The sequence below is a fragment of the Hyphomicrobium sp. genome (assembly GCF_036833075.1).
In the GTDB taxonomy this organism is placed as follows: Bacteria; Pseudomonadota; Alphaproteobacteria; order Rhizobiales; family Hyphomicrobiaceae; genus Hyphomicrobium_C.
The window spans coordinates 1-23097 of the sequence record NZ_DAITQL010000037.1 but is presented as its reverse complement, the minus strand read 5'-3'; the positions used below and the strand labels follow the sequence as shown (position 1 = coordinate 23097).

Sequence of the window (23097 nt, the reverse complement as noted above, 5' to 3'; positions counted from 1 at the left end):
TCCCGCCGTATTTAAGGCCGCGTCCGAGACGGGCGAATACGGCGACGGGGCTGCAAACTTGCGTAGGTGCGTTCGAGGCGCCCCGCGCCTGCGTCCGGCAGGCCGGGCGGCGCGTCAACGGCGGCCGCCATTGCGGCCGTCGGCAACACAGGGACTCGGCAACACAGGGACACCGAGAGAGCGAATGTTCAAGGGCTCCATCACGGCGCTGATCACTCCGTTCAAGAACGGCCTCCTCGACGAGGACGCGCTGCGCCGCCTTGTCGAATGGCAGATCGCCGAGGGCACCCACGGCCTGGTTCCGACCGGAACCACCGGTGAAAGCCCGACTTTGAATTTCGATGAGCATAAGCAGGTGATCGACATCACCATCGAGGCGGCGCGCGGCCGCGTGCCCGTGATCGCAGGTACGGGCTCGAATGCGACCGACGAGGCCATCGATCTGTCGAGGCACGCGGAGAAATCCGGCGCCGACGGCCTGCTGATCGTCAATCCCTACTACAACAAGCCGACCCAGGACGGCCTCTACGCCCATTTCAAGGCCATCAACGATGCGGTCGGCATTCCGATCGTCATCTACAACATTCCGGGCCGCACCAACGTCGATATGTCGGTCGCCACCATGGCGCGCGTCTTCGAGCTGAAGAACGTCGTCGGCGTCAAGGATGCGACGGCCAATCTCGCCCGCGTCTCCCAGCAGCGCGCGGCCATGGGCCCGGAGTTCATCCAGCTTTCCGGCGAGGATGCGACCGCGCTCGGGTTCATGGCGCACGGCGGGCACGGCTGCATCTCGGTGGCCTCCAACGTCGCCCCGCGTCTTTGCGCGGAGTTCGAGACCATGCTGATGAAGGGCGATTTCGCAGCTGCCCTGAAAATGCAGGATCGCCTGCTGCCGCTGTTCGATGCCCTCTTCGTCGAGACCAACCCGGGCCCCGTGAAATATGCGGCCTCCCGGCTCGGCCTCTGCTCGGCGGAGATGCGCCTGCCCATGACGCCGATCTCGGATGCGGCGAAGAAGGTCGTGGACGCGGCCCTCGCCAAGGCCGGCCTCCTGCAGGCCGCCGCCGCGGAATAGAAAGAAGCATCCATGTCGGCCAGGAAGGACGACGGCCGCCGGCTCGTGGCCGAGAACCGGAAGGCCCGCCACGAGTATTTCATCACCGATTCCTGGGAAGCCGGCATCGAGCTCAAGGGCACGGAGGTGAAGAGCCTGCGCTCGGGCCAGGCCAACATTGCCGAGAGCTACGCCTCCTTCGAGGACGACGGCAGCTTCTGCCTGATCAACGCCTACATCCCCGAGTATCAGGACGCCGGACGTTTCTTCCAGCACGAGCCGCGCCGGAAGCGCCGCCTCTTGCTGCACAAGAGCGAGCTGGCCAAGCTTTTCCAGGCGGTCGAGCGCAAGGGCATGACCATCGTGCCGCTCGAGCTCTATTTCAACACGAAGGGCCGCGCCAAGCTCAAGCTCGCGCTTGCCGAGGGCAAGAAGCTGCACGACAAGCGCGAGACCGCCGCCAAGCGCGACTGGAACCGGCAGAAAGCGCGCATCATGCGCGAGAAGGGTTGATGGCGGCGGACCAGAATTTCGTGCAAGTCGACTGGTCCAAGCTGCCGGTGCCGGAGGACGACGGCGGCGCGCGCCATCTCGCGGGCGCAGCCGTTGCGGACGTTGCCTTGCCGTCGACTGCGGGTGACGAGGTCTCATTTGCGAGACTCTCCGGCCGCACGGTGCTGTTCGTCTATCCGATGACCGGCACGCCGGGCGTCGCCTTGCCCGTCGGTTGGGATGCCATTCCCGGCGCGCGTGGGTGCACGCCCCACGCCTGCGCCTTTCGCGATCTCCATGCTGACCTCACGGCCGCCGGCGCCGCTCACGTCTTCGGCCTTTCCACCCAGACGCTCGCCGAACAGCAGGCAACGGTCGAGCGCCTGCATCTGCCGTTCCCGCTGTTGTCGGATGCCGCCCTGCGCCTCGCGACCGCGATGGCGCTTCCAACGATGGCGGTCGAGGGCAAGACGATGATCAAGCGCCTTGCGCTCGTCCTCGACGACGGCCTCATCGCGCACGCATTCTACCCGGTGTTCCCGCCCGACCGGAACGCGGGCGACGTGCTCGCGTGGCTCGAGGCCCATCCACGATGATCGCTGCGTGGCCGTATGCGGCGCCCGAGGACGACGGCGGCGCGCGCCATCTGGTGCGGGGCCTCGCGCTGCCGGATATCGCTCTTGCCGCCACCGACGGACAGAGCGTCTCTCTCTCGCGGCTCGCCGGAGACTGGATCATCTTCATCTACCCCTGGACCGGCAAGCCGGGCCTCGCCAATCCTCCGCACTGGGACGACATCGCCGGCGCCCACGGCTCCACACCCGAGGCCGAAGGCTTCCGCGACGCCTACGACGCCTTTTGCGCCGCCGGCTTTGGCGTGCTCGGCGTGAGCGGGCAGGACACGGCCGACCAGCGGGATTTCGCAGCGCGCATGAGGCTGCCGTTTCCGCTGCTGTCGGATGCCGGAGGCCGTCTGCGGTCGGCCCTCCGTCTCCCCGCCTTCGAGACCGGCGGCGTGACCTATCTCAAGCGTCTGACGCTCGCCTCGCGCGACGGCGCGATCGCGCGCATCGTCTACCCCGTGCATCCTCCGAACACTCACGCCAAGGATCTGTTTGCCGAGCTGGGAAGGCAGTGAGGCAGTGAGGCAGTGAGGCAGTGAGGCAGTGAGGCAGTGAGGCAGTGAGGTGAAGCCTTGACAGCCAAGGCCAGGCGGCACCAGCCTGCCTACTGCCTACTGCCTACTGCCTACTGCCTTACCTCCTGCCTAAAGCACATCACTCTCGATATCGTTCGCCGAATACCCAAGCTTCTCGAGCCCTTCTTCGAGGTAATCGGCGAGTAGAGGCAATCCCAGAAGATAGCTCGCCGTCGCGTTGTTCTGCTCGTTGCGGGCCGTCTCGACGGCCTCGTCGAACTCTTCGGCTTCGTAGGTGCCGCGGCCGACCCACGCCAGCGCCACGAGATGGGCCTGCTCGTCGTCGTTCAGCGCGTCGACGAAGCCCGCGATCTCCGCTGCCGTCGGATCGTTGGAGAAATCCTCGAGAATGGCGCTCGGATCCTCGTCCGCATCCCCATCCTCGGGCGATGCGTCCCAGGCGCCGACCTTGGCGCCGAACTCGCGCGCCTTGATGATGACATGAGCGACCTTCTCAGGCGCGATCTCGAGCACGGGCTTGGCAGCCATGGAACCCTCCGGCGGCAACGTTGCAGGCACGGCAAATGAAATAGCGCCGGCCCGGTGCGGACGAAATGATAGGCGTCAACCCGGCGGCCTTGAAGAGGGCAACCGCGCCAATTCGGCCGCCCGTCAGCGGGGGAGGCCATCGAGGAAGGCGCGGACGTCCCGGAACACCGCATGGAACATTTCGGTTGTCAGCCGCCCCGTGTTGGTGTTGAGGCGCGAGCAATGCAGGCTGTCGAACAGGGCGAGCGATCCCGCGTCGTGGCGTGCGCCGTGGCGGAAGGGGAATTGTGATTTCCGGAGAGAGAGCGCCGCGAGCGTCTGCTCATGCGCCACGCGTCCGAGCACGACGAGGGCCCTGAGGTCGGGAAGCGCGGCAAGGCGCGCCGAAAAGAAGCCGCGGCAGGTCGCGATCTCGGCGGGGAGCGGCTTGTTCCCCGGCGGCACGCAGCGCACGGCATTGGTGATCATGCAGTCGACGAGCTCGAGCCCGTCCGCCGGGTCGGCCCGATAGGTGCCCCTCGCAAAGCCGAAGCCGATGAGCGTCGTATAGAGGAGCACGCCCGCATGATCGCCGGTGAACGGGCGCCCGGTCCTGTTGGCCCCGCTGAGGCCGGGCGCCAGGCCCACGATCAGCAGGCGTGCCGAGGGCGTCCCGAACGACGGAACGGCGCCGTTGAACCACGTGGGCTTGGCTTCGGCCGACGCCGCGCGAAAGGCGACGAGCCGCGGGCACAGCGGACAGTCGCGCGGCGCCTCGGGCGCAAACGGAGGACGTGCCGTAGAGATCATGGCAGCGGCGAGGTCATGGCGGGGGAGAGGTCATGGTGGCCATGAGCGAGGGAAGCGCGGCCGGCGAGCCGAAGCAAGCGGCAATCGGGGAAGCCCCCCGCCGCCGCCCTGGGATCGCCGGACGTAGCGGTCGATCAGACCTCTTCCTGTGAGACGCCGTCCGCGTAGGGGTTGTCACGATGGCCGCCGCGTCCGCCGGAGGACGAGCGCGCGCCGCGCGCCGAGGCGTCGCGGCCGATCAGTTGCTCGAGGTCGGCAAGGTCGATGAACTGGTCGGCCTGGCGGCGCAACTCGTCGGCGACCATGGCCGGCTGCGTCTGCAGCGTGGAGACGACGCTGACCCGCCGCCCTTTCTGCTGCAGGGCCGCGACAAGGCCGCGGAAATCGCCGTCGCCCGAGAACAGCACGATATGGTCGAGCGTATCGGCGAGCCGCATGGCGTCGACGGCAAGCTCGATGTCCATGTTGCCCTTGACCTTGCGCCGGCCCGAGGCGTCGGTGAACTCCTTGGTCGGCTTGGTGACCATGGTGAAGCCGTTGTAGTCGAGCCAGTCGATCAGCGGGCGGATGGAGGAGTATTCCTGGTCTTCCGACAGCGCCGTATAATACAAGGCCCTGACAAGATGGGCTTTTTGCCGGAAAAGGGCGAGCAGGCGCTTGTAATCGACGTCGAACCCCAGTGCCTTCGAGGTGGCATAGAGGTTGGCGCCGTCAATAAACAACGCAATCCGTTCCCCTTGATAGAAATGCATAATCGATGGTCCTTGAGTGTATGGGCGCGCAAAATTGGTGCGCCGTAAAATCGGGCTATCCGGCCGTAGCGATGCGCCATTCCCTTCGGGTGAGCTTAAGCCCAATCTCTGGCGAATGAAATCCGGCCACAAGGAGAATTTCCACGCCCTTGCGGTGACGTCCTCGCGGGCTGCGTTTGCCCGCTTCGGGCCCACTCGACCGGGGCGCGCGAGCCGAAGGCGCCGTCGTTAGACCGGAGATGGGCTTTTCCCGGACATTTGCAACGCCGGGACGCCATATTTGATTGCTGCGACATATTAGCCCCTCCGGGCGGGCAAGTTGCCGGCGCGGCCTGCGGCTTGCCCGAACGCCCGTTTTATGCCACTTAATCGCCCTTGAGGCTTGCTGGGCGCCGACGAGGCGCTACGGCAGCGATAAGTTTACTCCGCATCATCTGCGAGACGAGAGAGGGGTGCTAGCGAATGGCACGCGTCACAGTCGAGGATTGCGTCGACAAGGTCCCGAACCGCTTTGAGCTCGTGCTGCTCGCGGCGCACCGGGCCCGGTCGATCGCCAACGGCAGCGCAATCACCATCGACCCGGACAACGACAAGAACCCGGTGGTCGCGCTGCGCGAGATCGCCGAGCGCACCATCCCGCCGGAGGATATGCGCGAAGCCCTCATTCACTCGATCCAGAAAAACGTCGAGGTCGACGAGCCCGAAGCGGCCGCAGCGCCGGTGCTCCCGCAGGAGCGGCGCGCTCCCATTCTCGGCCGCGACGACCAGGCGTCCGACACTCAGGTCGATGTGCTTACCGAGGAGCAGCTTCTCCGCGGCTTGGAGAGCATGACCCCGTCCGAGCCCTCGTCGACCGGCGGCAGCGGCGGCCCGCGCGAGCGCGGGCGCTGATCCTCTGCGGCTGATGCGCCGGGCATCTCGACCGGCTCTCGCTCCGCTCCGGGAGCCGCTTGAGCGGCCGTGCGTGACGTTCGGTGCCGGGAGTGCAAGCGGGCAATGATGCGCCAGTACGAGCTCGTCGAGCGAGTACAGAAATACGATCCGACGGCGGATGAGGCGCTGCTCAACCGCGCCTATGTCTATGCGATGCGCGCGCACGGCAATCAGAAGCGCGCATCCGGCGCGCCGTACTTCTCCCACCCCCTCGAAGTCGCCGCCATCCTGACCGAGCTCAAGCTCGACGACGCAACCATCGTCACCGCGTTGCTGCACGACGTCATCGAGGACACGGATGCGACGCGCGCCGAGATCGACCAGCTCTTCGGCTCCGAGATCGGTGCGCTCGTCGACGGCCTGACGAAGATCAAGCGTCTCGACCTCGTGTCCAAGAAGGCCGAGCAGGCTGAGAACTTCCGCAAGCTTCTGATCGCCATCTCGAGCGACATCCGCGTGCTGCTCGTCAAGCTCGCCGACCGCCTGCACAACATGCGCACCCTCGAGCACATGAAGCCCGAGAGCCGCAAGCGCGTGTCCGAGGAGACGCTCGAGATCTACGCGCCGCTCGCCGGCCGCATGGGCATGCAGGCGCTGCGCGACGAGCTCGAGGAGCACGCCTTCCGCTGGCTCAATCCGGAAGCCTACTTGACGGTGACGGAGAAGCTCCGCGAGCTGCGCGAGCGCAACGAAGGGCTCGTCGAGGAGATCGAGGCCTCGCTGCACAGGATGCTGGCCAACGTCGGCCTCGCGGCGGAGGTGTCGGGGCGCGAGAAGAAGCCCTACTCCGTCTGGAGCAAGATGGCCAACAAGCAGATCAGCATGGAGCAGCTGTCGGACATCTACGCGTTCCGCGTCATCGTCGACACCATCGACGACTGCTATCGCGTGCTCGGCGTCGCGCACCAGACCTGGCGCACGGTGCCCGGCCGCTTCAAGGACTACATCTCGACGCCGAAGCAGAACAACTACCAGTCGATCCATACCACCGTCGTCGGGCCCCGCCACCAGCGCGTGGAGCTGCAGATCCGCACGCGCGCCATGCACTCGGTCGCCGAGTACGGCGTCGCCGCGCATTCGCTCTACAAGGATACGCAGAAGATGAACGGCGGCGCCAACGGCGCATCCGCGAAGAACCTCGTCTTCAGCGACAAGGAAAGCGGGCCCTACCAGTGGCTGCGCCGCCTCGTCGAGACGCTGCTCGAGGGCTCCAATCCGGAGGAGTTCCTCGAGCACACGAAGCTCGAGTTGTTCCAGGACCAGGTCTTCTGTTTCTCGCCCAAGGGCCGTCTGATCGCGCTGCCCCGCGGCGCGACGCCGCTCGACTTCGCCTACGCCGTCCACACCGACATCGGCAATGCCGCGGTCTCGGCCTACGTCAACGGCCGCCACGTACCGATCGATACGCGGTTGAGGAACGGCGACGAGGTGGAGATCAAGACCTCCAAGACGCACACGCCGCCGGCCGCATGGGAGAGCCTTGCCGTCACCGGGCGCGCGCGCTCCGCGATCCGTCGCGCCGCGCGCGACGCCATCCGCCGCCAGTACGCCGAGCTCGGCCGCCGCCTTCTGATCTCCGCCTTCGAGCGGATCGGCGAAAGCTATTCGGACGAGCGCATCAGGAAGGTGCTTCCGCGCCTCTCCCACAAGAGCCTCGACGATCTCCTGGCTGCGATCGCGCGCAACGAGGTGAAGACGGAGGACGTGCTGCGAGCGGTCGCGCCGGAGCTGGCCGCCACGGCCCGCGCGGCGCAGCGGCCCGAGGAGCCGGGCAAGGCCAAGGGCTGGTTGCGGCTCACCCGCGCCGCCGCCAGCAAGCTGCACCTCGGCGGCGCGTCCGAGGGCGAGACGGCCGCCGGAGGACCGCCTGCCGGCCGCATCCCGATCCGTGGCGTGAAGAACGACATGCCGGTGCTGTTCGAGGCCGGCGGCGCCGTGCCCGGCGACCGCATCGTGGGCGTGCTGGCGCCGGGCGAGGGCATCCGCGTGTTCCAGATACACTCCCCCCGCCTTCAGGAGTACGAGCACGAGCGCTGGATCGACGTCGCCTGGAACGTCGACCCGGAGAACCCTGAGCGCTTTCCCGCTCTGATCAGTGTCACGGCGCCTAACCGTCCGGGCGCGCTCGCCGAGATCGCCGACGTCATCGGCCAGGCCGGCGGCAACATCGACAATCTCAAGATGCTGCGCCGCGCCTCGGATTTCACCGAGCTCAAGATCGGCCTCGAGGTCTGGAACCTGGCGCACTTGAACGAGATCATTAACGGCCTCAAGGCGAAGGCCGTGGTCAGCAAGGTCGAACGTGTGTTTGAATGACGGGCGCGAGGGCCCCGTTACGGCGGGTGTCCGGCCATCAGGGTGAAAGGACGATGACGAGAGCTCTTTCCCACCTCCGCCTCGGCGTGAACATCGATCATGTCGCCACCATCCGCAACGCGCGCGGCGGGCGTCATCCCGATCCCCTTCGCGCCGCCCATCTCGCGGTCGAGGCCGGTGCCGACGGCATCACGGCCCACCTGCGCGAGGACCGCCGCCATATTTCGGATTCGGACATCGCGCGCCTGAAGACGGAGCTGACGCGTCCTCTGAACCTCGAGATGGCTGCAACGCCCGAGATGCTCGCCATTGCGCTGCGCCATGTGCCGAACGCCTGCTGCCTCGTCCCCGAGCGGCGCGAGGAGCGCACCACGGAAGGCGGCCTCGACGTGGTCGGGCAGAAACCGTCGCTGGCCCCGGTCGTCGCCGATCTCAAGGCGGCGGGCATCCGCGTGTCTCTATTCATCGAGCCGGACATGCGTGCCATCGAGGCGGCGGCTGAGCTCGGCGCCGATATCGTCGAGCTGCACACCGGGGCCTATTGCGAATACGCTGCGGCCGACGATGCGGGCCGCAACGCAGCCGAGCTCGCGCGGCTCGCCGGGGCTGCCGCCGCAGCCGACGCCCGTGGCCTCGAGGTCCACGCCGGGCACGGCCTCACCTTCAACACCGTCGCCCCGCTGGCGCGGATGCCCGAGGTGGTCGAGCTCAACATCGGCCACTTCCTCATCGGCGAAGCCATCTTCGGCGGACTGCACGCCGCCGTCCGGCGCATGCGCGCTTTGATGGACGAGGCGCGTTTCAAGGCCCAGGGCCGGGTCATCGCGTGATCATCGGCATCGGCAACGACATCGTCGATATCCGCCGCATCGAGGCCACCCTCGCGCGCTTCGGCGGCCGTTTCATCGACCGCGTCTTCACCGATGTCGAGCAGGCGAAATCCGATGGCCGCGCCGCGCGTGCCGCCTCCTATGCCAAGCGTTTCGCCGCCAAGGAGGCCTGCGCCAAGGCGCTCGGCACCGGGCTCCGCGACGGGGTCTACTGGCGCGACATGGGCGTCATCAATCTGCCGTCCGGGCGTCCGACGCTGGCGCTGACGGGGGGAGCGGCGCTGCAACTGGCCCGCATCACCCCTCCGGGACGCGTCGCGCGTATCGACCTTGCATTGACTGACGATTTTCCGCTCGCGGAGGCCGTTGTCATCATTTCCGCCCTCGAGGGCGGGTGAGGGCCAGGCTGCGGCACGGGGCGCGGACAGCGGCGCCACGCCGCACCCCCGGTTGCACGGCTGTTTGCACCGCGCGCGCCGAGCCAGTATAGCGGGTGAGGGTTGAGGTTGCCCCCGGACGCCCGGCGGGCCAGGGAGCGGGAGAATGAGCCTGGACACGAACTCCAAGGCCAAAGCGGGGTCCGGTTGGGGGGAAACCGCAAAAATCATCGTGCAGGCCCTCGCCATCGCGATGGTCGTGCGCGTGTTTTTCTTTCAGCCCTTCAACATTCCCTCGGGCTCGATGAAGTCGACGCTTCTGATCGGCGACTACCTGTTCGTCTCGAAGCTGGCTTACGGCTACAGCCGTTTCTCGTTCCCCTTCAGCCCCAACCTGTTCTCGGGCCGCATCTTCGCCGCCGAGCCGAAGCGCGGCGACGTGGCGGTCTTCCGCCTGCCGAACGATGAGTCGCTCGATTACATCAAGCGCGTGATCGGTCTGCCGGGCGACGAGGTGCAGATGCGGGGCGGCGTGCTCTACATCAACGGCCAGGCCGTGCCGAAAGTGTACAAGGACGATTTCTCGAACATCGAGTGCGACCCCTATTTCCGCCACTGCCGCCGCGTCGTCTACCGGCGCTACGAGGAGACGCTGCCGGAAGGCGTGACGTACACGGTGCTCGACCTCGAGCCGGAAGGGGAGTTCGACAACACCGAGGTGTTCAAGGTTCCGCCGGGTCACTTCTTCATGATGGGCGACAACCGCGACAACTCCTCCGACAGCCGCGCGACCGTCGGCTTCGTTCCGTTCGAGAACCTGATCGGCCGCGCCGAGATCATCTTCTTCTCCGCGGCCATCGACGAACCGGAGGCCATGCGGTGGTTCTCGCCCTGGACCTGGCCTTTCGACATCCGCTGGAGCCGCTTCTTCAATCTCGTCCGCTAGGATACTTTGTGCCTGCTCCGAAGAGATTGAGCTCGGAACCTGCTCCCATGTTCAAGGCGCGCAAGTACAAGGCCCTCGAGAAAAGGCTCGGCTACCGTTTCAAGAACGAGGCGCTGCTCGCCCGCGCCTTGACGCACGCGAGCCTGCGCGGATCGAAGAAGGTCCTTGAGGACAACGAGCGCCTCGAGTTCCTGGGCGACCGCGTGCTGGGGCTCGCTATCGTCGAGCGGCTCGAGGAGACCTGTCCCGCCGCCACCGAAGGCGAGCTGGCGCGCCACCTCAATCGCCTCGTCAGGGGCGAGACGTGCGCCGCGGTCGGCCGGTCGCTGGGGCTCGGTGAGTTCCTGATGCTCTCGGAGAGCGAGGCCGGCAGCGGCGGTCGTCTCAAGGCCACCATCCTCGCCGATGCCGTGGAGGCTGTGCTCGGCGCCATCTTCCTCGATGCCGGCTACAACAAGGCGCGCGACGTCGTGCACCGGCTCTGGGAGGCCGAGGAGGCCTCGTTCGGCCACGCCGCCGCCGATCCCAAGTCCGCGCTGCAGGAGTGGGCCCAGGCCCAGGGCCTCGCGCTGCCGAGCTATGTCGAGGTCGAGCGCACCGGCCCCGATCACGCCCCGTCGTTCACGACCGAGGTGCGCATCAAGGGCAAGGCGCCGGCGCGCGGGCAGGGCACCTCGAAACGTGCCGCCGAGCAGGCTGCGGCCTCCGCCATGCTCGAGCGCGAAGGTGTGACGGAGAAGCGCCCCGTTGGCTGACGCACCCAAATCCGCTGCACCCGAGAACGCGGCCCGCCCCCGCCGCTGCGGTGTGATCGCCATCATCGGCGCGCCGAACGCCGGCAAGTCGACCCTCGTCAACGCGCTGGTCGGCGCCAAGGTGACGATCATCTCCCGCAAGGTGCAGACGACCCGCATCCAGATCCGCGGCATTGCCATGGAGGGGGCGAGCCAGCTCGTCCTGATCGACACGCCGGGGATCTTCGCGCCCAAGCGTCGCCTGGACAAGGCGATGGTTGCGAGCGCCTGGGCCGGCGCGGCCGACGCTGATCGGGTCCTGGTGCTGGTCGACGCGGCGAAGGGCCTCGACGAGGATGTGGAGCGGCTGTTTGCGGGGCTCGCCGGGGCGGCCGCGAAAAATCCGGTCCTCGTCCTCAATAAGGTCGATCGCGTCGAGGATAAGGGCCGCCTCCTCGCGCTTGTGCAGGATCTCTCGTCCCGTCTCGCCTTCGAGCGCGTGTTCATGATCGCCGCCCTCTCCGGCGACGGCGTCGCCGAGCTGAAGCGCTTCCTGGCCGAGCGCGTTCCGGAGGGCCCCTGGCTCTATCCGGAGGACGAGCTTTCCGACATCCCCGTCCGCCAGCTCGCCGCAGAGGTGACGCGCGAGAAGATCTACGATCTCCTGCACGACGAGCTGCCGTATCGGATCACCGTCGAGACGGACTCCTGGAAGGAGTTGCGCAACAGGTCCGTGCGTGTCGAGCAGACGATCTACGTCGAGCGCGACAGCCAGAAGGCCATCGTGCTCGGCAAGGGCGGCCAGACCATCAAGCGCATCTCGCAGGCCTCCCGCACCGAGCTCACCGAGATTGCCGGCCAGCCCGTGCATCTGTTCCTGTTCGTCAAGGTGCGCGAAGGCTGGGACCGCGATCCCGAGCGCTACCGGCAGATGGGCCTCGAGTTCCCGGAGGACTGACGGCCCGACCCGGCTACACGAGAAATCATCCTTATCGATCCAATCGGCGGAATTCGACGCGACGGTTGATGGCGCGCCCGGCCAGAGTTGAATTGTCAGCTTTGGGCTTGGACATGCCATGGCCAACGGACTGCAACCGATTGGCAGCAACGCCATTGCTGATCAGAGCCTGCTTCACGGAATCGGCGCGCCGCTCGGAAAGCCGCAAGTTGTGTTCGACTCCACCTGTCGAGTCCGTATGGCCGGCGATCAGGATTGTCCAATTCGGATTCTGCTGAAGCATCACGGCTATTTCTCGCACAAGCTGCGCCGTCTCGGGGCGGAGTTGAGCGCTATCGAAGTCGAACAGGAGACCATACACGTCGTAGGTCCCCAGCGTTTCAAGCGCGTGCCTCATCTCGGCTTGCAAACCGAGACCGGCGATAACCCGCGTTATCCGGTTTGTTCTGGCCCTCTGTTCCCAGCTGAAGTTGAGCGTCGATTCAATCAGAACTGGATTGTTTACGTCGTTGGCGACGACAAACTGTCCGGCGCCGGTGCGGTTGCCCGAGGCGCAATTGACGCGCGCCTGAACGGTTGGAATTTCGGCAATTCGATCCTCGATGATAACCGGAACCCTCACGTCGACGGCAGTCCTCGTTAGAATACAATCAATTCTGTCGAGGTTTTCAGAATAGATCAGTGTGAGAGCCGCTCTCCCGTTCGATCTCAGTTCCTGAAGCACGGCAGAGGAAATGCCAAGAGACGTCGATCCCGGGATCACTGTCGGCATTCTCGCGGAAAAGCCGAGTACGTAGCTCCGTGCAGACTGACGGTCGCTGATGAGGATGTCACGGCGGGAGAACAGCCCGCGCGTACTGCTGTACTGAAGACTGACGGCCTCAGGACTGACGGTCATGATCTCCGTCCGTCCATCAGCGTCTCTGCCGAACTCATTGGTGAACATCGTCGTGATAATTTTTCCGGGGTGCAAGACAAACGGTCCGGCGCCCTGCTGGGCATTCGCTCCCCCGGACAGGGCTACAATCAAGAACGTAGAAACACCGAGAACCCGGCTGATAAAGGGACGTATCCGATCAATTCCCAGAAGGTGGCACACTGCGCGACTCCCCAATTCATAAAACTGTTTCATGTCAGATATGTTTTCTGACGCTTTTTATCTCGTCAGTATTGTTTCTTTCGTTGTCTGAGCGCTCCAGCGATGTTGCTACCGTCGTGAACGGAGCGGCTTCAGTCCTGACCGCTTTGCCTGAGCCATGATGGTCGCCGGCATCGCGGTGCGCAACGTCCTTGCTCAACGTAGACGTGGACAGACCGTAAGGGATCATACTAATTCTCGAATGACCGCTCTCATCGGAGCTGCATTGCGCTGACGGAGTGCAGCGCGCCCATGATCACCCACAGCGGTTGTCCTCGGATGTCCGCTGAAGCTTCTATCATGGGATGCCGACAACGATGCGCCGCCGGTCCTCGGCGGGAATGTCTGAAACTGACCCCAGCAGACCTCCAACATGCCATCGTCTCTCGCTCCAGCCCCTTTCCGCGCGCTGCACTTCGTCTAAGCTCGCCCCATGAACTGGTCCGACGAAGGCGTCATCCTGTCCGTCCGCCCGCACGGCGAGACGGCCGCGGTGGTCGAGATCCTGACCCGCTCGCACGGCCGCCACCTCGGCCTCGTGCATGGCGGGCGCTCGCGTAAGGCGCGCCCCGTTCTACAGACCGGCAATCACGTTGACGTGTCGTGGAAGGCCCGCCTGGCCGACCATCTCGGCCACATGTCGGTCGAGCTGATCCGCGGCTACGCGGCTGGCGCCATGGACGATCCGGCTGCGCTCGCGGGCCTCACGTCGCTTGCAGCACTCGCCCGCCTGCTGCCGGAGCGCGACCCCCATCCCAATCTCTACGAGGTGACCCTGTTCGTCCTCGCTTACCTCGACGACGCCAGCGTCTGGCCGGCGCTGCTGGCGCGGTGGGAGCTGGCCTTGCTTGACGAGCTGGGCGTCGGCCTCGATCTCACGCAATGTGCCGCGACCGGCGTCAACGACGACCTGATCTATGTCTCGCCGCGAACCGGCCGTGCCGTCTCCGCGTCCGCCGGCGAGCCCTACCGCGACCGGCTCCTCGCGCTGCCGCCGTTCCTGCTGCCCGGACGCAAGGCGCCCCTCGCGCCGGGTGACTTGGGGAGCGCCTTCGCGCTCACCGGTCATTTTCTGGAAGCGCGCGTCTTCCGCCCACGCGGCGAGGAGATGCCCGAGGCGCGCGGGCGCCTGCTCACGCTCCTGACGCGCTTTGACGAGACCAGCCACGCGCCGTGAAGCATCCCTCTCCACAAATCGATACGTAGCTGGACCCCGGCCTCCGCCGGGGTGACGTTGGTCGTGAGGGCCGACTGCTCAAATTTCCGTCATGCCGGCGCAGGCCGGCATCCAGACACGTATGACTCTGACACTCACCTCACCCGCTCGCGCGGCGAGACGGCAACGTGCACGCCGCCTGCCGCATCCGGCTCGAGCTTGTAGACGAGCCCGTCCTGCGCCTCGTAGCGCATGGCGAGCGCCTTCGGCCAGAGCCCGCCGCCGAAGCTGTCGAAGGAGATCTCGCCCGGCGCGCAGGAGGTGTGCGTGATCGCAAAGCGCGGCTTGATCTCGTGCGCTTTGCCGCCGAACGAATAGGCGACCGGTTCGCGCGTCGTGTTCGAGATCTGGAATTCGACCTTGAGCGATTGGGGGCGCGCAAAGAGCTGCACGGAGATGAACTTGGGATCCTTGCCGGGCGCCCGCGCGACCCCGACGCCGATCTCCGTCATGGCGGGCGCCACGAGGTTGGCCCGATGGGGCGGCGAGTTGATCCAGCCTTCGACCGACTTGCCGGCCAGCGCGCGGGCCTCGAAGCCGCGGCTGTCGAGGTGCATGGCGAGGTTCTCCCCGACCTGGCACCACGCATAGCCGGCCGACGTGATGCGGTCGCCCGCCTGGCGGCCGTCCGCCGTGTGCGAGAACTGCCCGCTCTTGGCGAGATAGGCGGCGTAGGCGCGCGCGGCCTTGGTGAGGGCGGGATTGGCCGTGAGCGTGCCGAGGTTCTGGCGCTCGCGATAGGCGTTGGTGAAGGCGATGATCGCGGTTTCGACAGCGGGGGTATCGGGAAGGACGACGGGCATGGCATCCGGAGCTTGCAAGGGCGTGCGCGGGAAAAATCGCCGTCGACGGCGGCAAAGACAAGGCGGCGGAGCCTTGCACGGGCCGTTTCAAGGCATAAAGCCCAACCAATTGTGGATGCTGCAACTCGTGGTCCGATTCCGAGGGTCGCCTGTGCTATGGACGACGCGCGGGAGCGGGCTTCGGAATCGAAGGAACACGAGACGATTGCCAACGCACGAGTGACCTTGCCGCACTTGAGGGGGGCCCTTCGCGGCAGTATCGAGACGCCATGAGAGAAAAACCGATTCTGCCGGGACCCGGACCCATCGAGCCGGTCATGCTGAAGGACGCGCTCGAGGAGCGCTACCTCGCCTATGCCCTCTCGACCATCATGCACCGCGCGCTGCCGGACGTGCGCGACGGGCTGAAGCCCGTGCATCGGCGCATCCTCTACGCCATGCGCGAGCTCGGCCTCGATCCCGACAAGGGCTACCGCAAGTGCGCCAAGATCGTCGGCGAGACGATGGGCAACTATCACCCGCACGGCAACCAGGCGATCTATGACGCGCTGGCGCGCCTCGCGCAGGACTTCGCCGTGCGCTACCCGCTCGTCGACGGCCAGGGCAACTTCGGCAACATCGACGGCGACAACCCGGCCGCCGACCGCTACACGGAGGCGCGCCTCACGCCCGTCGCGGCCGATCTCCTGGAGGGCATCGACGAGGACACCGTCGCCTTCCGCCCGAACTACGACGGGCGCGAGCAGGAGCCCTCGGTGCTGCCGGCGGCCTTCCCGAACCTGCTCGCCAACGGCGCGGCCGGCATCGCCGTCGGCATGGCGACCAACATCCCCCCGCACAACGTCGACGAGCTCTGCGCCGCGCTCCTGCACCTCATCAAGCATCCGAGCGCGACCATCGAGAAGCTGGCCGAGCTGATCCCGGGCCCGGACTTCCCGACCGGCGGCGTGCTGGTCGAGCCGCGCGACAGCATCCTCGAAGCCTACAGGACCGGCCGCGGCGGCTTCCGCCTGCGCGCCAGATGGGAGCGCGAGGAGACCGGCCGCGGCGGCTATCAGATCGTCGTCACCGAGATCCCCTACCAGGTTCAGAAGGCCAAGCTCGTCGAGAAGATCGCCGAGTTGCTGACCGAGAAGAAGCTGCCGCTGCTCGGCGACGTGCGCGACGAATCCGCCGACGCCGTGCGCCTCATCCTTGAGCCCAAGAGCCGCACGGTCGACCCCGTGCTGCTGATGGAAAGCCTGTTCCGCCTGACCGAGCTCGAGGTCCGTTTCGGCCTCAACATGAACGTGCTCTCGGCGGGCCAGATCCCGAACGTGCTCTCGCTGCGCGACGTGCTGAAGCAATGGCTGGAACACCGCTTGGAGGTGCTGGTACGCCGCTCCGAGTACCGCCTGAAGAAGATCGAGCACCGCCTGGAGGTGCTCGACGGCTACCTGATCGCCTACCTCAATATCGACGAGGTGATCCGCATCGTCCGCTTCGAGGACGATCCCAAGGCCACGCTGATCGCCCGCTTCGCGCTCTCCGAGGTCCAGGCCGACGCCATCCTGAACCTGCGCCTCAAGAGTTTGTCGAAGCTCGAGGAGGTCGAGATCAAGGCCGAGCACGACAAGCTCTCGAAGGAACGCCGCGAGCTGAAACAGCTCCTCAAATCGGACGACTTGCAGTGGGAGCGCATCTCGGACGAGGTGCGCGCCACCCGCGAGCGCTATTCGAAGAAAACGCAGCTCGGCCGCCGCCGCACGGCGTTCGCCGACGCGCCCGAGATCGACGTCGATCTCGATGCCGCCCTCGTCGAGAAGGAGCCGATTACCGTCATCCTCTCCGACAAGGGCTGGATCCGGGCGTTGAAGGGCCACCAGGACGACCTGTCCAAGCTCGATTTCAAGCAGGGCGACAGCCTGAAGCGTGCGGTGAAGGCGCAGACCACCGACAAGCTGGTGCTGTTCGCCACCAACGGCCGTTTCTTCACCCTGGACGCGAGCCAGCTTCCCGGCGGTCGCGGCCATGGCGAGCCGGTGCGCCTCATGGTCGATCTCGAGGAGAACCACGACTTCACCGAATGCTTCGTCCACCAGCCGGGCCGCAAGCTCCTGGTCGCGAGCACCGGCGGCTACGGTTTCGTCGTGCCCGAGGAGGAGGTGATCGCCGCGACCCGCAAGGGCAAGCAGATCCTGAACATCGCCGCCGACGAGGAGGCCCGCATCTGCGTGCCGGTGGACGGCGACCACGTCGCCACCGTCGGCGAGAACCGCAAGATGCTGGTGTTCAAGCTGGATGAGGTCAACGAGATGACCCGCGGCAAGGGCACCATCCTGCAGCGTTTCAAGGACGGCGCGCTCGCCGATGCCCGGGTCTTCTACAAAAAGGAGGGCCTAACCTGGCTCGACGCCGCGAACCGCACCTTCACCCTCGAGTGGTCGGAGTTGCGCGAGTGGGTCGGGAGCCGCGCCCAGGCCGGCCACCTCGCCCCCAAGGGCTTCCCGCGCTCGAACAAGTTCGGCCCGTCCTTCCGCTGAAAGCCACGCCGCGAGGAAAAACTCGGAACGCCGCGCACGGAGGCCGGGGGTGTCGCTTGCCTCGGGCCGGATGCCCCGGTAGGACAGCAACATGGGGCGGAAGATGAGATCATCGCTGAGGGCGGCAGGGGGGCGCGGTCTGGGGTTGGCCGCCGTGGCCGTTTGGCTCGCGATCGGCGCCCCCGTCGTCCCTGCGGCCGCCCAGGAGGCGCCGGCGGCCGAGCCCGCGACCTGCACCAGGGTTGAGTTCGAGAGCGCGGTCGATAGCGCCGCCGAGGCGTTGCGCGACCTCAACAACAAGAACCGGCCGGCGTTTCAGGGCAAGCTGCGTCAGTTGAAGGAGAAACGCGGCTGGAACGACAGCCAGTTTCTGAAGGAGGCCGAGCCGTTCGTGAAGGACGAGGAGATCGGCGTGTTCGATGCCCGCACCAACGAGCTTCTGATGTCGATCTCGATGCTCGGCCAGGAAGGCGCCAATGCGCCCGAGCCCAACTGCGCCATGCTGGGCGAGTTGCGCGCCAAGATGCGGGTCCTGATCGAGACCCAGACCGCGAAATGGGCCCATATGTTCGAGAAGCTCAACGGCGAGCTCGCGAAGTAGCCGGTTAAGCGGCCCAGTCACCCGCCCGCACCGTCACGGTTAGGCCCGGACAAACGTCGTCGATCAAAGGCAATAGGCGTCGCCGCTTGCGCTACAGCTTTTGTTCCACGCGCACCCAGCCGTCGGGGCCGAGGTGCTCCTGCGGCTGATAGCGCGTCTTGTAGCTCATCTTGCGCGAGCCCTCGATCCAATACCCGAGATAGAGGTACGGCAGCCCGAGCCGGCGCGCATAATCGATGTGCTCGAGGATCATGTAGGTGCCGAGGCTGCGGTCCTCCGCCAGCGGCTCGTAGAAGCTGTAGACCATCGAGATGCCGTCGGAGAGCCGGTCGCAGAGGGCGACGCCCGCCAGCGGCCACGTCTCGAAATGCTCCTCGAGCGGGTTCTCGGGCCGCGCGCGGTACTCGGTGAGGAACGTGCGCACCACGCTGTCCTCGATCATCGTCGCATAATCGAGCACGCTCATGTCCGCCATGCCGCCGTCGGAATGGCGCGCGTCGATGTAGCTGCGGAAGAGATCGTACTGCTCCGAGGTGGGAATGGCCGAGACACGCCGCGCTGAAATATCCCGGTTGCGCTCGAGCGTGCGGCGCATGGTGCGCCTCGGCTGGAACTCGTCGACGAGGATGCGCACCGAGACGCAGGCATGGCAGCCCTCGCAGTAGGGCATGTAGGCGATGTTCTGGCTGCGCCGGAAGCCGCCCTTGAGCAGGTTGTCGATCAGCGTCAGCGGCTTGTCGTGCGTGAGGTGCGTGAACAGCTTGCGTTCGAGCCTGCCCGGCAGGTAGGGGCAGGGCTGTGGCGTGGTGACGTAGAACTCGGGAAAGTGCTTCTGCTGTTCCGTCATCCGTGAACCATTCTCGCCGCCGGGCTCGAGCGCCTCGTGATCGGAGTCCATGCTCCGGGGCCGAGGATCGCGGACATCAAGGCAAAGGTGCGGCCGCGTGCAGGGCCAAGCCTGTGACTTTAGCCTAACGCCCGAAAACGAGGATAGTCGCAGTCGCCGTGGCCGATCAAGCGCCCGCTCCGGGGCGATCGGCGCAAGCCTGCGATTTTTATGTTCTTTTCCGTGTGGACGGCTATCCGTTCGCGCCTTTGGTGGCGGTCTGGCCGTGGGCTGCGGCCGTTTCGATGAAGCCGATGATCTCGCCGGCAAGGTCCGCGTTGGTCGCGCGCTCGATCCCCTTGAGGCCGGGTGACGAGTTGACCTCGATCACCATCGGCCCGCGCTGCGAGCGCAGCATATCGACGCCCGCCACGTTGAGGCCGAGCACGGCGGCGGCGCGCACGGCCGTGCTCTCCTCCTCGGGGCTGATATGCGCATCCTCCGCGGTGCCGCCCCGATGCAGGTTCGAGCGGAACTCGCCGGTCTTGCCGACGCGCCGCATCGCGCCCACCACGCGCCCGCCGACGACGAGTGCGCGCACATCGCTGCCCTCGGCCTCTTTGATGTACTCCTGCACGAGGATGTTGACGTTGGCGGCGCTGAACGCCTCGATGATCGACTTCGCCGAGGCTTCCGTTTCCGCCAGGATCACGCCCATGCCCTGCGTGCCCTCGAGCAGCTTGATGACGGCCGGCACCCCGCCGATTTCTCGGATGACGTCCTCGGCCTTGCGCGGCCCGTGGGCGAAGGCTGTGACGGGAAGCCCGATGCCGGCCCGCGCGAGGAGCTGCAGCGCGCGCAGCTTGTCGCGCGAGCGGCCGATGGCGACGCTCTCGTTGAGCGGGAACACGCCCTGCATCTCGAACTGGCGCAGCACCGCGAGCCCGTAGTGCGTGACCGACGCGCCGATGCGCGGGATGACCGCGTCGTAGAGCGGCAGCGTCTTGCCGCCGTAGCGCAGCACGGGTTTGTTCGACGTGATGTTCATGTGCACGTGCAGCGTGTTGATCACGTCGAGCGTGTGTCCGCGATCAAGCGCGGCTTCGACGAGGCGCTTGTGCGAGTAGAGACCCGGGTTCCGGGCCAGCATGGCGAGCCGCATGAGGGAGCCTATGGCACGTGAGGCATTTGGCACGCGTGGACGAGCGCCGGCACGCTGGCCGCTGGTTGGGTCTTATTTCGGTTTGCCGCCGGTCGTTCCCGCCTCTCCCGTGCCCATGAGGCCGGCGGCCGCAGGCGGAGGCTTGGTCGAGCGCTGCGGCGGTGCCCGCCCGGACGGAGAGGCGCCGGCATCCGGCCAAGCTCCGTTGTTGCCGGCCGAGGCCGGTGGCGGTGCGGCCCGCGGATGGGACGGCGCGGCGGAGGGCTCCGGGTACGGCCGGTCGAGCGGCCCCGGCAGCGGGGATCCGTCGGCCGGCTGGCGGCGGGCCGCGCCAAGCTCAGCGAGCGCCTTGAAACGCCCGGCCTGATATCCGGCGTAGAACGCGCCTCCCGCGACGAGGATGAGGAAAATGAGATCGGTGGCGGACATCTGCACGATCCTGATCGCCCCGGAGAAGCCAGGGTTAAAGCGTTTCCAGGCGAAGCGGGGTCCACTTCGCGTGAAGAAAACGCGTCAAACCAAAAACGTAGAGCCTTGCTTTTGATTTTATCAGAGGCGAGTAGGCTCAAACAGCCGGAATGCTATGTCACGCGGCCGGGGTGGCGCAACGGCCGCAATCAGAGATTGATCGGAGCGAGGCGGGCCGCCGGCGCCTCAGGCGCCGCCCGGGCGGATCGCGGCGCCGCGTCGCTATCCGCATCGGGGTCGATCGAGGCGTAGGTCAGCCAGGCCAGGCCGCCCATGGCGATCAGGAGGATGGCGACGCCGACCAGCATGCGCTTTAGGAACCATCCGAGCGTCACGGGCTGCACGAACGGACCCTGCGCCGGCGGGGCTTCCTCGACACCGATTGCCATGAAATTCCCTCTGAAAAGCGACCTTGAGAACGCCAACGCGGATCGCTTGGCACCTCTTAGACCAGCGGCGACAAGGCAGCTGCGCAGTTGTCAGTCAAAGTTAATGGACTATTGGATGAAAGAGGTTGGGTCGAGAATCAAGCGACGATTGACGGGTTTCCACGTTCAGCCGGCCGGGCGTGCCATGGCGGCCACGGTGGGACTCGGGCCGGCGCGGGGAGCGCGAATGTGACCCCTCTCCCAGCCCGGCCGGCGCGCTATAACTCGGCCATGCAATGTCGTTTGCGCCAGATCCCGGCATGGTCCCTCGTCGCCCGCGCCGTGCTGGCCGTGATGATGTCGTGGATGCTTTTTTCCACAGGCCGCAGCGCGGCCGGCGACGTCGCCGCCGCGCCCTCCGGCGTCACGCGCGAGGGCGTCTGGCGCGCGATCTTCGCGCGCCCGGCACAAAGCCCGGTCGCTCCGGACGAGGCGGAGAAAGTCGCGCTCGGCCATGACCTCTTCCGCGATGTCCGCCTCTCGGGATCCGGCCGCGCCTCCTGCGTGAGTTGCCATGATCCTGCGCGCGCCTTCACCGACGGGCGGAAGACCGCGGTCGGCCCCGGCGGGGCCCCGCTCCCGCGCAACGCACCGGCCCTCTACGACCTGGCCTGGGCGACCTCCTTTTTCTGGGACGGCCGCGCCGTGAGCCTCACCGAGCAGGCCAAGGTGCCGATCCTCGCGCCCGACGAGCTTGCCGGCGATCTTGGGACGATTGCGCAAAGGCTTGCCAGCGACCCTGGCATGGCGGCCCGATTTGCCGCGGCCTTTCCCGGAACGCCGAGCGTGACGGAGACGGCCGTGCTCGAGGCGCTTGCCGCCTACGAGCGCTCCCTTGTGTCGCCGGAGACGCGTTTCGACCGATGGATCGCCGGCGACGTCTCCGCCTTGACCGGAGAGGAGCAACGCGGGTTCGACATCTTCGTCGGCAAGGGCGGCTGCGTATCCTGCCACGGCGGATGGCGCTTCACCGACGACGCGTTCCACGACATCGGCCTGCCGGGTAACGACCCCGGCCGCGGCGCCCTGGTATCGGGCGGCCTCCCCGAGTTCAAGACGCCCTCGCTGCGCGAGGTGGCGCATACGGCGCCCTATATGCACGATGGATCGCTGGCGACGCTGGCGGACGTGGTCGACCACTACGCCGGCAGCCTCACGCCGCGCCCCTCCCTCGCCCCCACGATCGTGCGCGATCTCAAGCTGACGAAAGAGGAAAAAGCAGCTCTCGTGGCGTTCCTCGGAACCCTGTCCAGCGAGAGGACGGCGCGTCCGCCGGATGAGACAACGCGCCCCATGCGCAAGAAATAGGCGGACCGGACTCCCGTCAATTCCCGCCATGAAGAAGGTGGAAAATATTGCTTTTCAAGCCTGTCAAAAGTTTCGGCGTGTTCATTTCGGAGATGCCGAAACGCCGCAGCCTAAGATGTTTGCAATGCATTGCACAGAATTGCGTCTTGTGAAGTGTGTGATTCGCCGCCAACTTCGTGATCAAGAAAAAAAAGAAAAAAGGGATGGCACGCGCCCCGAAGGGTTATCGACCGCCGAAAGCGGATAGCTCGAAGATTGGGGACTGCACATGCTGGAGCTGGTCGTCTCTGTTTGCCTCCTGGAAGATCATTCGCGTTGCAAGGACGTGAGCTTGACCTACATGGCCGAGAGCACGACGCCGATGCAGTGCATGATGGTGAGCCCGGTGGAAATCGCCAAGTGGACCGAGGGCCATCCGAAATGGTTCGCCAAGAAGTGGTCCTGCCGCCCGGCCGGGCGTTACGCCAAGATCTGATCGGATCCATTTGCCGCGAAAGCCCGCCGATCTTCTCCCCGGCGGCGCGTCGCGGCAAATGCGACAGGCCGGATATTGGTACGGGTGCAAAACGATATCCGGCTCCTTCCATCATTTCCCTAAACCCCGAACGTGATCGGGGGGGAAACTCCGAAGCGGCCGATATGGCGGCACCCATGCTTTGAAGCATTGACGGGCCATGCCCAATCAACGACTTCCTTGCCTACTGCCTACTGCCTACTGCCTACTGCCTACTGCCTACTGCCTACTGCCTACTGCCTA

Annotated in this window: 26 protein-coding genes; 17 read left to right on the top strand and 9 right to left on the bottom strand. The window is 66.2% G+C overall.

The window, feature by feature from the left end; all coding sequences use genetic code 11:
• The first annotated feature begins 184 nt into the window (after nucleotides 1-184).
• From dapA to V7082_RS12175, 4 genes are read left to right on the top strand one after another with little or no spacing between them, the layout of a single operon-like run.
• Nucleotides 185-1075, top strand: a complete 891-nt coding sequence (dapA, locus tag V7082_RS12190; RefSeq protein ID WP_334148884.1) for a 4-hydroxy-tetrahydrodipicolinate synthase — start codon at nucleotides 185-187, stop codon at nucleotides 1073-1075.
• A 12-nt stretch (nucleotides 1076-1087) separates the two neighbouring features.
• Nucleotides 1088-1567 carry an SsrA-binding protein SmpB gene (gene smpB, locus V7082_RS12185; protein ID WP_334148882.1) on the top strand — a complete coding sequence of 160 codons (480 nt, stop codon included), beginning with the start codon at nucleotides 1088-1090 and terminating at the stop codon, nucleotides 1565-1567.
• On the top strand, nucleotides 1567-2142 hold the full coding sequence (locus tag V7082_RS12180; RefSeq protein ID WP_334148880.1) for a peroxiredoxin: 576 nt from the start codon (nucleotides 1567-1569) through the stop codon (nucleotides 2140-2142). Before smpB ends, V7082_RS12180 begins: the two co-directional genes overlap by 1 nt.
• Nucleotides 2139-2684: a peroxiredoxin gene (locus V7082_RS12175; RefSeq protein WP_334148878.1), complete on the top strand. Its 546-nt coding sequence runs from the start codon at nucleotides 2139-2141 to the stop codon at nucleotides 2682-2684. The genes V7082_RS12180 and V7082_RS12175 overlap by 4 nt, the downstream gene beginning before the upstream one ends.
• A 129-nt stretch (nucleotides 2685-2813) precedes the next feature.
• On the opposite strand, the gene V7082_RS12170 is transcribed toward V7082_RS12175, so the two are convergent.
• From V7082_RS12170 to V7082_RS12160, 3 genes are all read right to left on the bottom strand, one after another.
• On the bottom strand, nucleotides 2814-3233 hold the full coding sequence (locus V7082_RS12170; protein ID WP_334148876.1) for a DUF3775 domain-containing protein: 420 nt from the start codon (nucleotides 3231-3233) through the stop codon (nucleotides 2814-2816).
• Between the two features lie 123 nt (nucleotides 3234-3356).
• Nucleotides 3357-4022, bottom strand: coding sequence for a uracil-DNA glycosylase (locus V7082_RS12165; RefSeq protein ID WP_334148874.1), 666 nt, complete (start codon nucleotides 4020-4022; stop codon nucleotides 3357-3359).
• Nucleotides 4023-4156: 134 nt separating this feature from the next.
• The gene (locus V7082_RS12160; protein ID WP_334148872.1) at nucleotides 4157-4774 is read right to left on the bottom strand and encodes a LabA-like NYN domain-containing protein; all 618 of its coding nucleotides are present in this window, start codon (nucleotides 4772-4774) and stop codon (nucleotides 4157-4159) included.
• A 462-nt stretch (nucleotides 4775-5236) separates the two neighbouring features.
• Between V7082_RS12160 and rpoZ the strand changes: the two genes are divergently transcribed.
• The 7 genes from rpoZ (at nucleotide 5237) to era (ending at nucleotide 11868) form a co-directional block, all read left to right on the top strand.
• Nucleotides 5237-5665 carry a DNA-directed RNA polymerase subunit omega gene (gene rpoZ / locus V7082_RS12155; RefSeq protein WP_334148870.1) on the top strand — a complete coding sequence of 143 codons (429 nt, stop codon included), beginning with the start codon at nucleotides 5237-5239 and terminating at the stop codon, nucleotides 5663-5665.
• 105 nt (nucleotides 5666-5770) lie between these two features.
• Nucleotides 5771-8023, top strand: coding sequence for a RelA/SpoT family protein (locus tag V7082_RS12150; RefSeq protein WP_334148868.1), 2253 nt, complete (start codon nucleotides 5771-5773; stop codon nucleotides 8021-8023).
• A gap of 53 nt (nucleotides 8024-8076) precedes the next feature.
• Nucleotides 8077-8853, top strand: coding sequence for a pyridoxine 5'-phosphate synthase (locus tag V7082_RS12145; RefSeq protein WP_334148866.1), 777 nt, complete (start codon nucleotides 8077-8079; stop codon nucleotides 8851-8853).
• Entirely contained in the window at nucleotides 8850-9251 is a 402-nt protein-coding gene (gene acpS / locus V7082_RS12140; protein WP_334148864.1) for a holo-ACP synthase, read from the top strand. The genes V7082_RS12145 and acpS overlap by 4 nt, the downstream gene beginning before the upstream one ends.
• 145 nt (nucleotides 9252-9396) lie before the next feature.
• Nucleotides 9397-10176 (top strand): signal peptidase I, encoded by a 780-nt coding sequence (gene lepB, locus V7082_RS12135; RefSeq protein WP_334148862.1) that lies wholly within the window; start codon nucleotides 9397-9399, stop codon nucleotides 10174-10176.
• A 47-nt stretch (nucleotides 10177-10223) separates the two neighbouring features.
• Entirely contained in the window at nucleotides 10224-10931 is a 708-nt protein-coding gene (gene rnc / locus V7082_RS12130; protein ID WP_334148861.1) for a ribonuclease III, read from the top strand.
• A complete protein-coding gene (era, locus tag V7082_RS12125) occupies nucleotides 10924-11868 on the top strand; it encodes a GTPase Era (protein ID WP_334148860.1) in 945 nt (314 codons plus the stop codon). Before rnc ends, era begins: the two co-directional genes overlap by 8 nt.
• Nucleotides 11869-11899: 31 nt before the next feature.
• Here era and V7082_RS12120 read toward each other — a convergent pair whose 3' ends face one another.
• The gene (locus V7082_RS12120) at nucleotides 11900-13000 is read right to left on the bottom strand and encodes an OmpA family protein (protein ID WP_334148858.1); all 1101 of its coding nucleotides are present in this window, start codon (nucleotides 12998-13000) and stop codon (nucleotides 11900-11902) included.
• Nucleotides 13001-13439: 439 nt separating this feature from the next.
• Here V7082_RS12120 and recO point away from each other — a divergent pair, with 439 nt between their 5' ends.
• Nucleotides 13440-14183 carry a DNA repair protein RecO gene (gene recO, locus V7082_RS12115; protein WP_334148856.1) on the top strand — a complete coding sequence of 248 codons (744 nt, stop codon included), beginning with the start codon at nucleotides 13440-13442 and terminating at the stop codon, nucleotides 14181-14183.
• 134 nt (nucleotides 14184-14317) lie between these two features.
• On the opposite strand, the gene V7082_RS12110 is transcribed toward recO, so the two are convergent.
• Nucleotides 14318-15025 (bottom strand): CAP domain-containing protein, encoded by a 708-nt coding sequence (locus tag V7082_RS12110; RefSeq protein ID WP_334148854.1) that lies wholly within the window; start codon nucleotides 15023-15025, stop codon nucleotides 14318-14320.
• A 269-nt stretch (nucleotides 15026-15294) separates the two neighbouring features.
• On the opposite strand from V7082_RS12110, the gene parC reads away from it, so the two are divergent.
• Both parC and V7082_RS12100 read left to right on the top strand, forming a co-directional pair.
• A complete protein-coding gene (gene parC / locus V7082_RS12105) occupies nucleotides 15295-17547 on the top strand; it encodes a DNA topoisomerase IV subunit A (RefSeq protein WP_334148851.1) in 2253 nt (750 codons plus the stop codon).
• A gap of 103 nt (nucleotides 17548-17650) precedes the next feature.
• Nucleotides 17651-18148 (top strand): hypothetical protein, encoded by a 498-nt coding sequence (locus V7082_RS12100; RefSeq protein WP_334148849.1) that lies wholly within the window; start codon nucleotides 17651-17653, stop codon nucleotides 18146-18148.
• 91 nt (nucleotides 18149-18239) lie between these two features.
• On the opposite strand, the gene V7082_RS12095 is transcribed toward V7082_RS12100, so the two are convergent.
• The 4 genes from V7082_RS12095 to V7082_RS12080 form a co-directional block, all read right to left on the bottom strand.
• The gene (locus tag V7082_RS12095) at nucleotides 18240-18995 is read right to left on the bottom strand and encodes an arginyltransferase (RefSeq protein ID WP_334148916.1); all 756 of its coding nucleotides are present in this window, start codon (nucleotides 18993-18995) and stop codon (nucleotides 18240-18242) included.
• A gap of 232 nt (nucleotides 18996-19227) precedes the next feature.
• Complete coding sequence (gene rimK / locus V7082_RS12090) at nucleotides 19228-20136, bottom strand: 30S ribosomal protein S6--L-glutamate ligase (protein WP_334148848.1); 909 nt, start codon at nucleotides 20134-20136, stop codon at nucleotides 19228-19230.
• 72 nt (nucleotides 20137-20208) lie between these two features.
• Nucleotides 20209-20565: a hypothetical protein gene (locus tag V7082_RS12085; protein ID WP_334148845.1), complete on the bottom strand. Its 357-nt coding sequence runs from the start codon at nucleotides 20563-20565 to the stop codon at nucleotides 20209-20211.
• Between the two features lie 188 nt (nucleotides 20566-20753).
• The gene (locus V7082_RS12080) at nucleotides 20754-20993 is read right to left on the bottom strand and encodes a hypothetical protein (RefSeq protein ID WP_334148844.1); all 240 of its coding nucleotides are present in this window, start codon (nucleotides 20991-20993) and stop codon (nucleotides 20754-20756) included.
• 228 nt (nucleotides 20994-21221) lie between these two features.
• Here V7082_RS12080 and V7082_RS12075 point away from each other — a divergent pair, with 228 nt between their 5' ends.
• From V7082_RS12075 to V7082_RS12065, 3 genes are read left to right on the top strand one after another with little or no spacing between them, the layout of a single operon-like run.
• The gene (locus V7082_RS12075; RefSeq protein ID WP_334148843.1) at nucleotides 21222-22340 is read left to right on the top strand and encodes a cytochrome-c peroxidase; all 1119 of its coding nucleotides are present in this window, start codon (nucleotides 21222-21224) and stop codon (nucleotides 22338-22340) included.
• Between the two features lie 28 nt (nucleotides 22341-22368).
• Nucleotides 22369-22587: a hypothetical protein gene (locus tag V7082_RS12070; RefSeq protein WP_334148841.1), complete on the top strand. Its 219-nt coding sequence runs from the start codon at nucleotides 22369-22371 to the stop codon at nucleotides 22585-22587.
• Nucleotides 22588-22608: 21 nt separating this feature from the next.
• The gene (locus V7082_RS12065; RefSeq protein WP_334148839.1) at nucleotides 22609-22815 is read left to right on the top strand and encodes a hypothetical protein; all 207 of its coding nucleotides are present in this window, start codon (nucleotides 22609-22611) and stop codon (nucleotides 22813-22815) included.
• The last annotated feature ends 282 nt before the right edge of the window (nucleotides 22816-23097 follow it).

Bases quoted from the DNA above. Each gene is read 5' to 3' on its own strand.
- V7082_RS12145 (WP_334148866.1), top strand. From the start codon at position 8,077: ATGACGAGAGCTCTTTCCCACCTCCGCCTCGGCGTGAACATCGATCAT.
- rpoZ (WP_334148870.1), top strand. From the start codon at position 5,237: ATGGCACGCGTCACAGTCGAGGATTGCGTCGACAAGGTCCCGAACCGC.
- V7082_RS12160 (WP_334148872.1), bottom strand. From the start codon at position 4,774: ATGCATTTCTATCAAGGGGAACGGATTGCGTTGTTTATTGACGGCGCC.
- V7082_RS12085 (WP_334148845.1), bottom strand. From the start codon at position 20,565: ATGTCCGCCACCGATCTCATTTTCCTCATCCTCGTCGCGGGAGGCGCG.
- V7082_RS12080 (WP_334148844.1), bottom strand. From the start codon at position 20,993: ATGGCAATCGGTGTCGAGGAAGCCCCGCCGGCGCAGGGTCCGTTCGTG.
- lepB (WP_334148862.1), top strand. From the start codon at position 9,397: ATGAGCCTGGACACGAACTCCAAGGCCAAAGCGGGGTCCGGTTGGGGG.
- parC (WP_334148851.1), top strand. From the start codon at position 15,295: ATGAGAGAAAAACCGATTCTGCCGGGACCCGGACCCATCGAGCCGGTC.
- rnc (WP_334148861.1), top strand. From the start codon at position 10,224: ATGTTCAAGGCGCGCAAGTACAAGGCCCTCGAGAAAAGGCTCGGCTAC.
- V7082_RS12170 (WP_334148876.1), bottom strand. From the start codon at position 3,233: ATGGCTGCCAAGCCCGTGCTCGAGATCGCGCCTGAGAAGGTCGCTCAT.
- V7082_RS12175 (WP_334148878.1), top strand. From the start codon at position 2,139: ATGATCGCTGCGTGGCCGTATGCGGCGCCCGAGGACGACGGCGGCGCG.
- V7082_RS12065 (WP_334148839.1), top strand. From the start codon at position 22,609: ATGCTGGAGCTGGTCGTCTCTGTTTGCCTCCTGGAAGATCATTCGCGT.
- recO (WP_334148856.1), top strand. From the start codon at position 13,440: ATGAACTGGTCCGACGAAGGCGTCATCCTGTCCGTCCGCCCGCACGGC.
- V7082_RS12180 (WP_334148880.1), top strand. From the start codon at position 1,567: ATGGCGGCGGACCAGAATTTCGTGCAAGTCGACTGGTCCAAGCTGCCG.
- V7082_RS12120 (WP_334148858.1), bottom strand. From the start codon at position 13,000: ATGAAACAGTTTTATGAATTGGGGAGTCGCGCAGTGTGCCACCTTCTG.
- V7082_RS12165 (WP_334148874.1), bottom strand. From the start codon at position 4,022: ATGATCTCTACGGCACGTCCTCCGTTTGCGCCCGAGGCGCCGCGCGAC.
- V7082_RS12070 (WP_334148841.1), top strand. From the start codon at position 22,369: ATGAAGAAGGTGGAAAATATTGCTTTTCAAGCCTGTCAAAAGTTTCGG.
- dapA (WP_334148884.1), top strand. From the start codon at position 185: ATGTTCAAGGGCTCCATCACGGCGCTGATCACTCCGTTCAAGAACGGC.
- V7082_RS12095 (WP_334148916.1), bottom strand. From the start codon at position 18,995: ATGACGGAACAGCAGAAGCACTTTCCCGAGTTCTACGTCACCACGCCA.
- smpB (WP_334148882.1), top strand. From the start codon at position 1,088: ATGTCGGCCAGGAAGGACGACGGCCGCCGGCTCGTGGCCGAGAACCGG.
- V7082_RS12100 (WP_334148849.1), top strand. From the start codon at position 17,651: ATGAGATCATCGCTGAGGGCGGCAGGGGGGCGCGGTCTGGGGTTGGCC.
- rimK (WP_334148848.1), bottom strand. From the start codon at position 20,136: ATGCGGCTCGCCATGCTGGCCCGGAACCCGGGTCTCTACTCGCACAAG.
- V7082_RS12110 (WP_334148854.1), bottom strand. From the start codon at position 15,025: ATGCCCGTCGTCCTTCCCGATACCCCCGCTGTCGAAACCGCGATCATC.
- V7082_RS12150 (WP_334148868.1), top strand. From the start codon at position 5,771: ATGATGCGCCAGTACGAGCTCGTCGAGCGAGTACAGAAATACGATCCG.